This is a genomic window from Desulfoferrobacter suflitae (genome assembly GCF_022603395.1).
Lineage (GTDB): Bacteria > Desulfobacterota > Syntrophobacteria > Syntrophobacterales > Syntrophobacteraceae > Desulfoferrobacter > Desulfoferrobacter suflitae.
Genome location: NZ_JAIBKA010000002.1, coordinates 110,865 through 126,122, shown reverse-complemented (window position 1 = coordinate 126,122; position 15,258 = coordinate 110,865). Strand labels below are relative to the sequence as shown.

Annotated in this window: 9 protein-coding genes; 4 read left to right on the top strand and 5 right to left on the bottom strand. The window is 54.9% G+C overall.

All coding sequences use genetic code 11. From position 1 onward, the window contains the following. The first annotated feature begins 136 nt into the window (after positions 1-136). Positions 137-2,929 carry a glycosyltransferase gene (locus K1V27_RS03490; protein ID WP_258928138.1) on the top strand — a complete coding sequence of 931 codons (2,793 nt, stop codon included), beginning with the start codon at positions 137-139 and terminating at the stop codon, positions 2,927-2,929. 203 nt (positions 2,930-3,132) lie between these two features. Here K1V27_RS03490 and K1V27_RS03485 read toward each other — a convergent pair whose 3' ends face one another. The 5 genes from K1V27_RS03485 to K1V27_RS03465 form a co-directional block, all read right to left on the bottom strand. Continuing rightward, positions 3,133-4,014 (bottom strand): glycosyl hydrolase family 65 domain-containing protein, encoded by an 882-nt coding sequence (locus tag K1V27_RS03485; protein WP_258928568.1) that lies wholly within the window; start codon positions 4,012-4,014, stop codon positions 3,133-3,135. Then, a complete protein-coding gene (locus tag K1V27_RS03480) occupies positions 4,002-5,507 on the bottom strand; it encodes a glycoside hydrolase family 65 protein (protein ID WP_258928137.1) in 1,506 nt (501 codons plus the stop codon). Before K1V27_RS03480 ends, K1V27_RS03485 begins: the two co-directional genes overlap by 13 nt. A 141-nt stretch (positions 5,508-5,648) precedes the next feature. Beyond that, complete coding sequence (locus K1V27_RS03475) at positions 5,649-6,407, bottom strand: HAD family hydrolase (protein ID WP_258928136.1); 759 nt, start codon at positions 6,405-6,407, stop codon at positions 5,649-5,651. A gap of 51 nt (positions 6,408-6,458) precedes the next feature. Next, positions 6,459-8,231 carry an aldehyde ferredoxin oxidoreductase N-terminal domain-containing protein gene (locus tag K1V27_RS03470; protein WP_258928135.1) on the bottom strand — a complete coding sequence of 591 codons (1,773 nt, stop codon included), beginning with the start codon at positions 8,229-8,231 and terminating at the stop codon, positions 6,459-6,461. Continuing rightward, positions 8,224-8,649, bottom strand: a complete 426-nt coding sequence (locus tag K1V27_RS03465) for a 4Fe-4S binding protein (RefSeq protein ID WP_258928134.1) — start codon at positions 8,647-8,649, stop codon at positions 8,224-8,226. The genes K1V27_RS03470 and K1V27_RS03465 overlap by 8 nt, the downstream gene beginning before the upstream one ends. A gap of 438 nt (positions 8,650-9,087) precedes the next feature. On the opposite strand from K1V27_RS03465, the gene K1V27_RS03460 reads away from it, so the two are divergent. From K1V27_RS03460 to lpdA, 3 genes are read left to right on the top strand one after another with little or no spacing between them, the layout of a single operon-like run. After that, positions 9,088-11,811, top strand: coding sequence for a 2-oxoglutarate dehydrogenase E1 component (locus K1V27_RS03460; RefSeq protein WP_258928133.1), 2,724 nt, complete (start codon positions 9,088-9,090; stop codon positions 11,809-11,811). A gap of 24 nt (positions 11,812-11,835) precedes the next feature. Next, complete coding sequence (gene odhB, locus K1V27_RS03455) at positions 11,836-13,212, top strand: 2-oxoglutarate dehydrogenase complex dihydrolipoyllysine-residue succinyltransferase (protein WP_258928132.1); 1,377 nt, start codon at positions 11,836-11,838, stop codon at positions 13,210-13,212. A 1-nt stretch (position 13,213) separates the two neighbouring features. After that, positions 13,214-14,641: a dihydrolipoyl dehydrogenase gene (gene lpdA, locus K1V27_RS03450; RefSeq protein ID WP_258928131.1), complete on the top strand. Its 1,428-nt coding sequence runs from the start codon at positions 13,214-13,216 to the stop codon at positions 14,639-14,641. Positions 14,642-15,258: the final 617 nt, after the last annotated feature.

The following is a 15,258-nucleotide window of genomic DNA, read 5'->3' as shown; positions in this document are numbered from 1 at the left end:
TTGTGCCACGGTGCCTGGATCTTTTTGGTTTCCCGGCAGCAGCGGGCCACGTTTCATAAACCTTTTCCATGGAAGGAAGGCTCGCTGGCAAAACGGGACTGTGACCTTTTGATTTTATAACTCTCATGAGGGCGAAATGGCGATACCGGTATTCAAAGAAAACATGTCATCAGACAGCAACGATTTGTGGCCAAATGTGCATACGGACCGCGCTTCCAGCGCTGCTGAAATAGACGATGAAGCGGAGCGGAGCCTGCAATGGTCTTTTGGCTGCAAAGGTATCCACGGTGGTAAGCGCTGCATGCCAGGCGGCGTTCGTGCAAAGGAATTGCGCCGGGATGAACCTGTGAGAACTTCAATTGATCCGGCGTCTCTGTTGCGCGCCGCTGCTTCGGAGCCGTGGTCACGCAGCGGGGTAGCGCAGTTCTTCCTGCATCCGCCCAAATCTGTTGCGGTTGTCGCAGGAGTGCGCCCCAGGGTACACGGCAAGTTCATATTTGTTGGAGAAGAGAAGCTTTATATCCGCGGAGTCACCTACGGACCCTTTCATCCTGATGAAAATGGCTGCGAATACCATGACGAGGCGACTGTAGAAAGAGACTTCAGGCAAATGGCGGAGAACAACATAAACGCAGTGCGCATTTATACCGTGCCGCCACGCTGGTTACTGGATGTTGCTCAACGTTGCGGGCTGCGTGTCATGATTGGTCTTCCCTGGGAAGAACACATCACCTTTCTTGATGATAGAAAAGTGGCGCGGGACATTGAAAATCGAGTTCGTGCCGGAGTTCGGCAGTGTGCAGGTCATCCTGCGGTTCTCTGCTATACCATCGGCAACGAAATTCCCGCCTCGATAGTGCGCTGGTACGGTAACCGGCGAATCGAAGCGTATCTCGAGCGGCTTTATCACGCGGCCAAGGCTGAAGATCCGGAAGCCCTTGTGACCTATGTGAACTTCCCCACCACGGAATACCTGCAGTTGCCCTTTGTGGATTTCCTCTCCTTTAATGTGTACTTGGAAACACAGGAAAAACTGGACGGCTACCTGGCCCGTCTACAGAACCTGGCGGGCGATCGTCCCCTGGTGATGGCCGAGGTCGGTCTGGACAGCATGCGCAATGGCGAACAGGCGCAGGCTTCGATGCTCGATTGGCAGATTCGTTCTACCTTTGCTGCGGGGTGTGCGGGCGTGTTCGTATTTTCCTGGACCGATGAATGGTATCGAGGGGGATTTGATATTGACGACTGGGGGTTCGGCATTACCGATCGCAACCGGCGTCCCAAGGAATCCATCGCCGCCGTACGAAAGGCTTTCTGTGACGTGCCCTTCCCGCCTGACTTGAGTTGGCCGAGCATTTCGGTGGTAGTGTGCACCTACAACGGCAAGCGCACCATCCGGGACTGCCTCGAGGGACTTAGAAGACTGGAATATCCTAATTTTGAAGTGATTGTGGTGAACGATGGTTCAACGGACGGCACAGGAGCCGTTGCCGAGGAATATGGATTCAAGGTCATCACCACCGAAAACCGTGGGTTGAGCAGCGCGCGGAATACCGGCATGCGCGAGGCTGGCGGGGAAATAGTGGCCTATATAGACGACGATGCTCGTCCAGATCCCCACTGGCTGACTTATCTTGCCGCATCGTTTTTACGATCCGACCACGTGGGCATCGGTGGACCGAACCTCCCCCCCCCTGGTGACGGACCAATAGCGGAATGTGTCGCCAACTCGCCGGGAGGACCCATTCACGTTCTCCTCACGGACCAGGAAGCCGAGCACATACCGGGATGCAATATGGCTTTCCGCAAGGCCGCACTGGAGGCGATTGACGGGTTTGATGTCCGCTTTCGCATAGCGGGGGATGATGTTGATCTGTGCTGGCGGCTCCAACAGCGCGGCTGGACGCTGGGATTCAATCCGGCGGCCGTGGTCTGGCATCATCGCCGCAATTCGATCAAGGCCTATTGGAAGCAGCAGCTCAATTACGGCAAGGCCGAGGCGGATCTGGAAAAAAAATGGCCGGAAAAATACAATGCCGCGGGCCATATTCCCTGGGCCGGCCGACTCTATTTCAAGGGATTCGAGCAGCTGCTCGGTTGCTTCCGCGGTCGAATTTATCAAGGGACGTGGGGCAGTGCCCTGTTCCAGTCTATTTATCAGCCGGCCCCGAGTCTCTTGTGGTCTTTGCCCATGATGCCCGAATGGTATGTGATCATTGCGGCACTCATGGGCATTTCCCTGCTGGGGCTGGAATGGCCTCCCTTGTTGACGGCGTTGCCGCTGTGTGCAGTGGCCCTGTTCATCCCGATGTTAAATGCCGCCATTAATGCCGCCCGCATCAACTTCGGTGCTGAGGGGCGGGCACCAAAAGATATCCTGAAGCTGCGGGCATTGACTGCCGGTATGCATCTCATACAGCCTCTGGCACGCCTGCTCGGCCGCCTTCGTCTGGGCCTCACCCCATGGCGCAGATGCGCGGCTGTGGGCATTTCACACCCGCTGCCGTGGCCGCGGACATTCACTCTCTGGAGCGAACATTGGGATTCGCCTCTCAGCTGGTTGGAATCTTTGGAGGCGAGCTTGAAGAGTCTGCGGACGGTTGTGTTGCGCGGCGGCGATTTTGACCGATGGGACTTGGAATTGCGTGGGGGGTTGCTCGGCTGCGTGAGAATCTTGATGGCGGTGGAAGAACACGGCGGCGGCAAGCAGTTGGTCCGTTTCAGAGCATGGCCCAGGTGTCCGCGAGGTGGGGTAATTATCACTTTAGTGTTTGCCGTTCTTGCAGCACTTGCGGCTATCAGTCATGCCTGGGTCGCGTGCGGAATGCTCAATTTTATCGCCCTGGTTCTTATGACCCTCGTTTTTAGAGAGTGTTCATCGGCCATGGCCGCAGTCAGCACGGTTCTCAAGTCTGTTGAGAATAAGTGAAGCCTGGTGATATCCGGCCGACCTCTTTGTCATGCCGACAACAGTCGACATCCGGTGGGGAGCAGCAAGGTTGGGTTGAATGCAATGCCGACAATGCTCATCCTAAAACGGCATGAAGCAGTACAAGGATGGGTGGAGCGGAGCGAAACCCATCAGTGGGTGTGGACATAAAAATGAATATTTCTTTTCTTGACAAGTATGAATCAGAGGCGGGTGATTGGTCTGGTTGCGGAGGGGCTGTCCCCTGTGAGGCGCAGCTTTTCATCCTCGTGCCAAAGTTCCAGCGCCTCCCCTTTCTGCAGTGTGTATGTCGCCGATTCCCGTTTGATGTCCACCTGCAAGACACAACTGCCTATTGTCAGAGGAAACCGGAGCCTGGTTAAGACTTTCGGCAGACGTGGATTAAAGCTCCATCTACCCCCGTGGTCCCGCATGCCCGCAAAGCCGTAGACAAATACCATCCATGATCCGCCCATGGATGCCATATGACAACCGTCTTTAACGTTGCCGCCGACATCGGCAAAATCCATTAAAACGGCGTAGGCTGCGTAATCGGCTGCGATATCCTCATACCCAAGCTCTGCCGCCAGCACGCTCTGGATGCAAACCGAAAGAGAAGAATCCCCGGTCGTTAGGGGATCATAAAAATCAAAATTACGCTTTTTCTGTTCCCGGGTGAATTCCTGCCCGAGCAAAAGCATTGCCAGAACAATATCCGCCTGCTTAATGACCTGGTGACGGTAAATGACAAGGGGATGATAGTATAGAAGCAGGGGGTACGTGTCCCCGGGAGTATTTTCAAAGTCCCAGGGCTGTTTATCGAGAAAATCGTCATCCTGCGGATGGATCTGCAATTTTTCATCATAAGGGATGTACATCAAGTCGGCGGCCTTCTTCCAATCGTCCACCTCAGCCAGTTTGAGGTTGGTCTTGAACACCAGCTCGGCGTATTCTTCCGTTTTTTCCCGCCGTAAAAAATCCACCGTCGCCGCAGCCTCCCGCAAATTTTTGCGCGCCATCAAATTGGTGAAGGTATTATTGTTGACGACCGTATTGTATTCGTCCGGTCCCGTTACGCCATGGATAAAAATTTGCCGCCGCGCCTGGTCGAATAAAACCCCAGGTCACACCACAGGCGGGCAGTTTCAACCAGCATTTCCGCTCCCTCACGGTAGAGGAATTCTCGATCGCCGGTGACATTGACATACTTTATCAAAGCGTACGCCACATCTGCGTTTATATGGTATTGGGCAGTGCCTGCGGCGTAATAGGAAGATGCTTCCTCGCCGTTTATGGTGCGCCAGGGAAACAGAGCCCCCCGCTGATTAACCTGAAGTGCACGCTGCCTGGCCTTATCCAGCATGCTGTGGCGAAATTTAAGCAGGTTTTTGGCAAGTCGCGGTCGCGTGTAAGTGAGGAAAGGCAGTATATAAATCTCTGTATCCCAGAAATAATGGCCTTCATAGGCCTGTCCGGTGAGGCCCTTGGCCGGAATACCCACACCTTCCGCGCGCGCGGCTGTTTGCAGGATGTGAAACAGATTCAACCGTATGATCTGTTGAACATCCTCGGTTTTAGTGATGGGATGTTCCGGGTCGACATTCACTCGAACATCGCTGTGCTGCCAAAAATCATCCAGATACTTGCGCTGACAATTGACCAGTTCTTCAAAGCTGCTGTTCAAAGCACGATCAAGGGTCCATTCCGCGCGTTTGCAAAGTTCCTCGGGCGCAGCGCTCCTCGAGGTGTGATAGGTGACGTATTTGATGATCTTAATGGGCACTCCAGGTTGAGCCGTGCAGGAGAAAATAACTTTGCACGCATCTTGAGCGCACTCGGTCTTGTGGGAATAGGAGCAATCGGTTTCGACCAGATGAGTCATGCCGCATGCCAGCGACATGTTGCTGTTCTCAGTAACAAAACCTTGTATGGTGCGCAGGCCGTCGGCGTAATTGATTTTTTCTACAAGCACGCGCTCCTTGCGGTTTCTGGCCCGACGCGGGTCGCCATTGGTTCCCGTGAGGTTTGCCTTCTGATTGACCATTTCGGACGAGACCACTATCGGGGCGTCAGCATTGACAATCCTCACTTCGTAAAACATGGCGGCCAAATGACGGTGCTCGAAGGAAACCAGGCGGCGCGAACGAATGGCGACCCTCTTGCCCGATGGCATTTCCCAGAGTATTTCACGGTCCAGAGTACCGCCCTGCATGTCGAGTACACGCTCGAAGTGGATCAAATTGGCAGTTGGCAGGAAAAATGGCTCATCATCGATGTAAAGCCGGATCAATTTACTGTTTGGCACATTGACAATAGTCTGACCCGTCTGGGCGAACCCATAGGCTTCCTCTCCGTAAACGATCGGCCAGGATTCATAAAAGCCGTTGACAAAGGTCCCCTCCTGATCCACCGGAACACCCTCCTCGAATGTGCCACGCATCCCGAGATACCCGTTGCCGATAGCAAAAATACTCTCCATCTGCGCCATGAACTGGGGAGCAAATCTTCTTTCGATCAATTTCCACTCGTGGTCAGGATAAATGTAGGGGGGAGGAATCGTTCTTTGACGATGGAGCATGATGGGGTCACACCTCCGAGGCTTCGAGGGCTCAGAAGAGCCCCTCCTGGATCTCGTTGAAAAGCCCAAGGCAAATCCCGAGGGTTGCCTGGCGGTGCTTTCGAGCTGGTTGATGGTGGGGGTCCCTAGACCCTGCAAATCTCACTGCAGCAATTCTCCCAGCCCTTTCAGCACAATATCGGCGCCGTGCTCTCTCAACTTCTCCGGATCTGCCTGGTGATCGACGCCTATGACAAGCCCGAAGCCACCAGCTCGGCCTGCTTTTACACCGGCGACTGCATCTTCCACAACTACGGCTCTACGCGGTTCAACGCCGAGCATCGCCGCAGCCTTTAAAAATGTATCAGGTGCAGGTTTGCCGGGCAGCTTGAGCCGATCTGCCACATTCCCATCCACTCTGATGTCAAACAACTCTTCAATCTGTGCTGTTTGCAGCACCTTCTTGCAGTTCTTGCTGGCTGAAACCACGCCGATTTTAAATCGGTGGCTGCGAAGATGCTTGATTACCGCAATGGAATCCTCATAGATCACAACTCCACCGGACTCCACGGATGCTTTAAAGAGCGCATCTTTCATGTTGCCCAGTCCGGTCACCGTGTCGTACCCGGGAGGATCCTCAGGATGGCCGTAAGGCAGCCGGATACCGCGCGAGGTCAAAAAGCTCTCAACTCCATCGTAGCGCAGTTTACCGTCCACATGTTTCTTATAGTCGGCGGCAATATCAAAGGGTCTGAAGGTACTCTGACCGGACTGCCGTCGATGATTTAAGAACTTGTCGAACATTTCCTTCCAGCACGTGGCATGAATGGATGCGGTGTCGGTTATCACCCCGTCCAGGTCGAACAAGACGGCATCAAAGCGGGAGCGGGCTATGACCTCGTCCAGCCTGGCGTGTTTCATGGCAGACCTCCATGTCCAAAGGATGGCATTCTTCGTGCGCAACTGAGGATCTCAACGGGCTTGCACGCTGCGCTGAAATTCCGCACTTTGTGCCAGTTCTCTTACAGCCTCTTGATAACCATGCGCCAGTTGATTCAGGAAATCTTGATCGATCGGTCCCTGCCAGGTAGTGATCTCACTAAAGCGTTTGGGAATTTTTATTTGGGTAGGATCATGGCCGCTTGCAAACTTTAAACGCCAGCGCTCCGCCTGAACCCGTTTGGTTTGCGCAGGGAGACTCACCGCCGCCTGCTCCCGCCCGACGACGCTCAAGCATTCCTGCAGCCGTTCCTGCGTATAGACGTTGCGAGCGAACAGGCACGACACCATACAGGTGAGCTGTACGCGCCTGCGCTCTTCCTCCAGAAAAAACTCGACGGCAGCCCATAGGTCCTTGTTTGGGGATTTCTGATCAAAACTATAGCCGGCGCTGTCCAAATGCGAATGGCGCAGACCATAGGCCTGGGATACAAAGAAAGCTTCTCCTGTGGCATAGCCGGCCATTTCTTGCCCAAGCACGCAGGCGAATTCTTCACCGCCGTAAGCCTTTGCCGCCGTCAGTGTGCCCTGGCCGAGGAGATAGTAGAATTCATTGGTCCGATTCCCCAGATGACGGACGGCCTGCCGGTAGCCTTCGGCATTCCCGAACCGCAGCGGAACAAGGGTTTCCTTCTCCGCAATCACGCCTCCTGCCAGTGCCTCTGTAGCCCAGGCCAGACCAACTCCGGCGCTGATCACGTCAATGCCCTGCCGTTCCATTTCCTCCAGCAGCATCAGGACATTGCCGGCCCGAGTGACCCCAAGCATGGAGCCGGCAGCGAAGATCGGCTCATGGTCGTAGGAAACCTGCCGATAGAGATATTCGTGATCGTCGGCAAAATTCTCACGCAATAGCCCCACATGAATGCACCCAACCGGGCAACCGGCGCAGGCCGTTTTGCGCAGGAGCAGTTCTTGGGCGAACTTCTCGCCAGATATTTCCGCCGCTGCGTCGTCCCGGGTTGCCTGCATGTTCCTCCAGGGCACCGCGTGCATTTCGTTCAGGGGAATCATGTTTTCCGCCGTGCCCAGATCGTGATATTTGCGCATCACATCAGATTGCGTCATTTCCTGATAAATGGTCTTGTAAAGCTTCTGATAATCTTTTCCCCGGGGAAGCTCTAAATTGGTGTCGCCGATGACAATTATGCCCTTTAAATTCTTGGCTCCCATGATGGCACCGCCGCCAAGACGGCCGAAGTGGCGATAGGTATCCACATTGATGCCGGCAAATGCAACCTGTTTCTCTCCGGCTGGGCCGATCCTCAGGATACTGCGGTGTCCCGAATGGCTTCTATGGATTCTTCTCAACCACTTGCCTGTTGCCAGAACGTCCTGTCCCCACAGATAATGAACATCCACAATTTCGAGAGTCCTGCCGCCGATGATCAGACAGGCGGGTGTCTTGGCGATACCACGGATTACCACTCCATCGTATCCGGCAAAGCGCATTGCCATGGCCAGCCTGCCGCCGGCGTGGCTTTCTGCAAATTGTTCGTGGTAAGGAGACTTGAAAGTCAACACCACCTTGCTCATCAATGGGAAATAAGCGGTCAGCGGACCAATGGCAAAGATCAGGGGCTGATCGGGGTGGTTGGCCGGCAGATCCGGTTGGCTGTATGCGGCATAAAGGGCAGCTCCCAGTCCGCTTCCTCCAAGCATTTCCTTGGCATTGCCAAAGTCAATGAGGTCCCCCTTTTGCCTATCCAGATCAACCATCAAAACTTTAAAGGTCTCACTATTCATCGGTATCTTTCCCATTGGTGGTGTCCACCATTTCCAGACACGCGTGAGGACAAAACGATACGCATCGTCCGCAGTGAATGCAAACCACCGGATAGCCGGTCTCAAGATCCATGTATACGGCGTCAACCGGGCAGGCTTCGGCGCATGCCCCGCAGCGAATGCAGGTTTCTCGTTTGACTTTGACTCCGCCTCCACGTCTCTGCCCAAAGGCATCAGTTGGACAGGCTGCCACACAAGGAGCGGGATCGCAGGCCAGACACACCTGAGCCTCGAACCCCGTGCTCAATCCACCTGCAGATCGGATGCGGATTCCCGCCCGATGCCAGGAAAGGCTATTGTGCACCAGGCGGGCGCAAGCCAACGAACATGAATAACATCCTATGCACCGCTCCATGCGGGTTGGTCTTAAGGCTTTCATGGGTCTTCCATGGTGCAGGGTTCTAGGGCAATGAAAATGATTCTACACAAGCACACATAAAGAAACAGGGGCTTTCTGTCAATCCTTGTGCCAGCCCCCCCAAGGGGGCTGGAAAATCAGGTTATCCGGACCGTTCCCCAGTTTAACCCGCATGCGGGAAAGTGATTCCCTGTGCTTTCCTATTGCAAAATCGGCATTATTATAATCACTCAATGGCAACTGCTGCGCAACGGGATTCGGTTCGATCGAATGATCCAGCCGGGTGTCGGGCTGACAGCCATGGGGGGTGATTGCCATGGTTGCCTCGGAGGGGAATCATTGTGCTGACAGCGATGGTTTTTGTATAATGCGGCAAGCGTCGTTTAGCATCCAGGCTGCACGGGCCGGGTGGCCGTCGGCTTTGCTTGACCTTGACTTGATTTGAGGGGCTTTGCGCTGATGAAACTTCCAACTGCATTGAATGCAGAATACATCGACTCGCAGTATCGAATTTGGAAATCTAATCCCGAAGCCGTTTCCCGGGAATGGGGGATTTTTTTTGCAGGGTTTCAACTGGCGGGTTTGCCTGAACCCGGCATGGAAGTTTGCGAAAAGGCCCAGGTGTTGCGCCAGTCACGGGTTGATGAGCTGATCTATCGTTATCGCGATCTTGGCCACTTGTTGTCCTGTTTGGATCCGCTGGTCGCCTGCCCGACGGATCACCCTTTGTTGCAGCTCGATGCCTTCGGCCTGGCGGATGAGGATCTGGATCGAGCTTTCTACGCGGAACAAATCCCCGGCTGGGAACAGGCAACTCTCGGGGATATACTCAGGTTGCTCAAACAGACGTATTGCCGCTCTGTTGGAGTGGAGTACATGCACCTGCAGGACCCTGAGGAGCGGCGCTGGCTGCAGGAGCGGATGGAACCGGTGAGGAATCGCCCCGAATTGGACGGCGAAGCCCGGCTCCGTATCATTAAAGGGCTTTGCCGAGCGAACCTGTTCGAGCAATTCCTCAATGCCAAGTACATGGGGCAGAAGCGATTTTCTCTGGAAGGTGCTGAAACGGTTGTGGTCCTGCTCGATGCCCTGGTTCGGCATGCAGTCGGCCGGGGCTGCCGGGAGTTCATCATGGGGATGGCGCATAGAGGGCGTCTGAATGTTCAGGCGAACATCCTGCGGAAACCTTATGAACATATCTTCTGCGAATTTGAAGACAACTACGATTTTGAGTCCCTGGTTGGAAGCGGTGATGTGAAGTATCACAAGGGACTGTTAACCGACGTCAAATTGGCTGATGAACAGTCATTGCGCATGTTGCTGGTGAGCAATCCAAGCCACCTCGAGTCGGTCAATCCAGTCGTTGAAGGCATCGCTCATGCCCGCCAGGTGCAATTGCAGGATAAGCATCACAATCTGGTATTACCGCTCTTGATCCATGGGGATGCCAGTTTTTCCGGTGAGGGGGTGGTATATGAGACTCTCAATCTTTCTCAGTTGGAGGGCTACCGTACCGGGGGAACGATTCACGTCATCATCAACAATCAAATCGGATTCACAACCCTTCCCGAAGAAGCACGCTCCACCCGCTACTCGACCGACGTTGCCAAAATGTTGATGGTTCCCATATTTCACGTGCATGGGGAGGATCCGGAGGCAGCCGTGCACGTGATAAGGCTCGCTTACGATTATCGACGTCACTTCAAGAAGGATGTGGTCATCGATGTTGTGTGTTACCGCAGGTACGGGCACAATGAGGGAGATGAACCCTACTTCACCCAACCGCAAATGTACGAGCGGATAAAAGATCGACCAACGCCCGATCAGCTTTACGCCGACAGGCTGGTGGACAGCGGCCTGATCACCCGGGAGCAATTGGACGGAATCAAGCAGCGCATCAACGAAAAGCTGCAGCGGGCTTATGATGCAGCTCACGATAAAACCTGCCAAATGCCCCGGGTGCGCTACTATGAAAACTGGAAGGAATTCGACGTGGAGCCCGACGATGCGCCGGTCGAGACGGGCGTTGACGCCCAGAGGCTGACGTCTCTGATGCACAAATTGAGCGAATATCCGGAAGGGTTTTCCATCTTTAAGAAACTCGATCGCATCTTACAAAGACGAGTGGAAGTCGTTGCAAAAGGTAAAGCAATCGATTGGGCCACGGCCGAGGTCCTGGCGTTTGCTTCCCTGCTGAAGGAAGGCGTGCAAGTCCGGCTGAGTGGCCAGGATTGCCAACGGGGTACGTTCAGCCAGCGGCACAGTGTTCTGGTGGATGTCAAGACAGGGGAGCGGTACATTCCGCTGAACGCATTGGGCGACGAGCAGGGCTCATTTTTTGTTTATGACAGCATGCTTTCAGAAAATGCGGTGTTGGGCTTTGAATACGGGTATTCTCTGGTCAGCCCTCATGCGTTGGTGATGTGGGAGGCGCAGTTCGGTGATTTTGCCAACAATGCTCAGGCCATCATCGATCAATATGTAGTCAGCGCTGAAGTCAAATGGGGACGGCGCAGCGGTTTGGTCATGCTGCTGCCGCATGGTTTTGAGGGCCAGGGGCCGGAGCACTCCAGTGCAAGGCTGGAGCGGTTTCTGCAGCTGTGCGCCGAGGACAATATTCAGGTGTGCCATCCCTCCTCTCCCGCCCAATATTTTCATTTGCTGCGCCGGCAGGTGAAGCGCCGCTTCCGGAAGCCGCTGATCGTCATGACGCCCAAGAGCCTGTTGCGACGTCCATTGGCGGTTTCAACCCTGCAGGACATGGCGCAGGGCCATTTCCGCGAAGTGCTCGATGACCCCCTGGCAATAACGGATCCGCAAAAGGTGCTGATGTGCAGCGGGAAAATCTATTACGATCTGTTCGAGCGAAGAGAAGAGCTGCAGGAGCATCGCACTGCCATTGTCAGAATTGAGCAGTTCTATCCCTTTCCGTCACATCAATTGAAACAGCTGATTGAAAAATATGCCGGCGCCAATCACTGGTTTTGGGTGCAGGAGGAACCGGAAAACATGGGTGGCTGGAGATTCGTACAGCCCTATTTGCAAAGCATGATCGACACACGGGTGGGCTACACAGGAAGGCGCGCTGCCGCCAGTCCTGCCACCGGCCATTTTTCCGTGCATAAAGTGGAGCAGGAAAAAATTTTGCAGGAAGCAGTTGGAGGCGGTAGCAAGCCAGTTTAGCCAAACTTCAGTGCAGGAGCTTCCATGAAGATAGAAGTCAAGATCCCGGAAGTGGGTGAATCGGTCCAGGAAGCTCTCCTGGCCGAATGGTTCAAGCGAGACGGTGACAGGGTTGCGAAGGATGAGGTGCTGTTTGTTATTGAAACCGATAAGGTGACGCTTGAAATAGCCGCTGAAGCGGACGGCATTTTGCATATCGAAATCGGAGCAGGCGAGACGGTTTCCGTCGGAACGACCGTTGCGACCATAGAAACCGAGGCCGCCGGGCGGGAGGGGGAAAGGACGAAAGCCGCTGAGGAGCTTCGCCCAGAGACACCGCCTGGAGCAGTGGACGCTCGTCAAGAACCTCAAAGGCCGGAGGAAAAAACGGTTCCTGCAGAATCGGGGGAGACCAGGTCCCCTGCTCAACCTCAAGAGCCAGCCGTCGGAGAGGACCAGGGCGAACCGCCTCTGTCGCCCGCCGTTCGGCGGCTGGTGTCGGAAAATCAAATTGATGTGGCCGCGCTTTCGGGGTCGGGCCCGGGAGGAAGAATAACCAAAGGGGACGTCCTGCTGCATTTGGAGGGAGCGGCTGCGAGGCAACCTTCAACCGCGGCGGACGATACAGAAGCAGCAAAAGACAAACAGGCTGCTGCGGAAGACGAGGAGGAAAGTGCCGCGAGGTCGGCTACGACCGGGACACGACGTCAATTAGAACAGAGCCAACAGACTACCCGGAAAGCGATGACTCCCATCCGGCAGAAAATTGCTCAGCGTTTGCTCGAAGCCAGACAAAACACGGCCATGTTGACCACTTTCAATGAAATTGACATGAGCCGAGTGCAAGAGACAAGGGGCCGGTTCAAACAAAAATTCCAGGAAAAATACGGAATATCCCTGGGCATCATGTCTTTTTTCATAAAGGCCGCCGTTGCCGCCTTGAAAGAATTTCCCGAGGTCAACGCGGTGATTGAAGGTAAAGATATCGTCTATCACCATTACTACCACATCGGAGTTGCGGTAGGGGGAGAACGGGGACTGGTGGTGCCGGTCATCCGTCATGCCGACGGTTTGACCTTTGCTGAAATCGAACGGGCGATCAGCGACTATGTGCATAAGATCAAGGAAAATCGGCTGGAAATCTCGGATTTGGAGGGAGGGACCTTCACCATCAGCAATGGCGGCGTCTACGGGTCGCTTCTGAGCACGCCGATCCTCAATACCCCGCAAAGCGGCATCCTCGGCATGCACAAAATTGAAGAACGGCCGGTGGTCGTTGACGGGGAGATCACTATTCGCCCCATGATGTATGTGGCCCTGAGCTACGACCATCGCATCGTTGACGGCAGAGAGGCGGTATCGTTTCTCAAGCGTATCAAAAAATGTGTGGAGCAACCCGAACGAATTATGCTGGAGATATGATATGGCCGGGCGCGAGAGTTATGATCTGGTTGTCATAGGGGCTGGCCCCGGCGGGTATGTGGCCTGTTTGCGCGCCGCCCAGCTGGGATTGAAGGTTGCCTGTGTGGAAAAGAATAAGCGCCTGGGGGGGGTCTGCCTCAACGTCGGCTGTATTCCAAGCAAAGCATTGCTGGACTCCAGCGAGTATTTCTATTTGGCGAAGAATCGCCTGGCCGAGCACGGCATACGGGCAGGCCGGCTGGAGCTCGATCTGGGGGCAACGATGGCCCGAAAAGACCAGGTGGTCGAGGATTTGACCCATAGCGTGCGAAAACTTTTGGAGGGTCGCAAGGTCAAGATTTTTCACGGCTCTGGCCGTTTGCTTGACGAGCATACTGTGGAGGTTCGTGCCGACGCGGAAGGGTCGGCCGATGCCAAAGGTTTGCTACTGACTGCGGATCATGTTCTTTTGGCTACCGGCAGTGAGCCGATAGAGATTCCGACTGCTCCATTCGATGGAAAGCGCATCGTCAGTTCCACAGAGGCCCTTTCCTTTGACGCGGTGCCGGAGCATCTGGCAATAGTCGGCGGAGGCTATATCGGTTTGGAGCTTGGGTCACTGTGGAGTCGTTTGGGCGCTGCGGTTACCGTGATCGAAATGATGCCTAAAATTGCCACCGTTTTGGATGGTCAGATCAGCCGGTCGCTGCAGCGCGTCCTGGCAGGACAGGGGCTCTCCTTCAAACTAAAGACCAAGGTCCTCGGGGCCGAAGTAAGAGAGGGGCGTGTGGTGCTGACGTTGGAATCGGATGAACAGAACGATGAGATGACCTGCGACCGCTTGCTTGTTGCAACCGGGCGCCGGCCCCTGACGCGTGGCCTGAACCTCGATCAGGTTGGGGTGAAAATTGAGGTCAAAACCGGGCAGGTGCTGGTGGACCACACCTATCGGACCAATATCGGCAGCATTTATGCCATCGGCGATCTGACAGCGGGACCCATGCTGGCGCACAAGGCATCGGCAGAGGCAGTTGCCGCCGTCGAGGGGATAGCGGGGTTGGCAGGAGCAGTCAATTACGACGTCATTCCCTCGGTGATCTATACTTCTCCCGAAGTGGCCGGCGTCGGGTTGACTGAAGAACAGGTCAAGGAACGGGGCATTGACTACTGTGTGGGCTCCCGCCCGTTCTCCGGGGTGGGGCGCGCCCGCTGTATGGGGGAAACGGAAGGCCTGGTCAAGGTCATAGCCCACAGCAGAACCGATCGTGTTCTCGGCATCCATATCATCGGCGCGCGGGCATCGGAGATCATCGCCGAATGCGCGCTGGCCCTGGAATTCGGTGCCAGTTCCGAGGATATTGCGCGAACCGTTCATGCTCATCCAACTTTTGCCGAAGCGCTGCGCGAAGCCGCCTTATCCGTTCAGGAATGTCCCCGTTACGCCTCCTGAGCCAACATTCTCAGGATTTGTATGATCCCTGCCATCGGGACATTATGGAAGCCGCTGACAATGGATTGCTGGAGGCGTTCCTGCTCCGCACCGGGTGAGCCGAGTGATTCAACGGCGGTGCATTGTCCCGGCGATTGAGCTGCGGCGGGCTCAGAGCGCAATGTGGGTAGCGGCAGTTGCCCGAATAAAGATTATCGGATATCATCCCATTCTAGCTCTCCGCCTGTTGACATACTGGTTAAGGATGACGGATCACATGTTTACCGGGGATTGCATGGTAGGCTCACGCGCTGCGCGTCACGAAACCCGTCGGAACATACGGCAAGGCAGATGGAAATCCGCATCCCGATACGGGTATGAGTCGGCTGATGGAGGGTTGAATGCTGAGGAAAGGAATTGAACGTTCGTTATGGAATGGTATGCTGTTGAAATGTGCAGAAGCTCCGTGCAGGCCGCAAGTCTTTTTGGTGCTGTTCAGCTGATCGCGATTGCTGCGATTTTTATCTTCGATTTCAGGTTTTCCAGGCCAAAGAAAAACAATTGACCGGAGTCCCGGGCTCTCCGGGCGATACAGGCGCCCATGCTGCGGGCTGATGTGACGCCTTTTTGACCAGTGC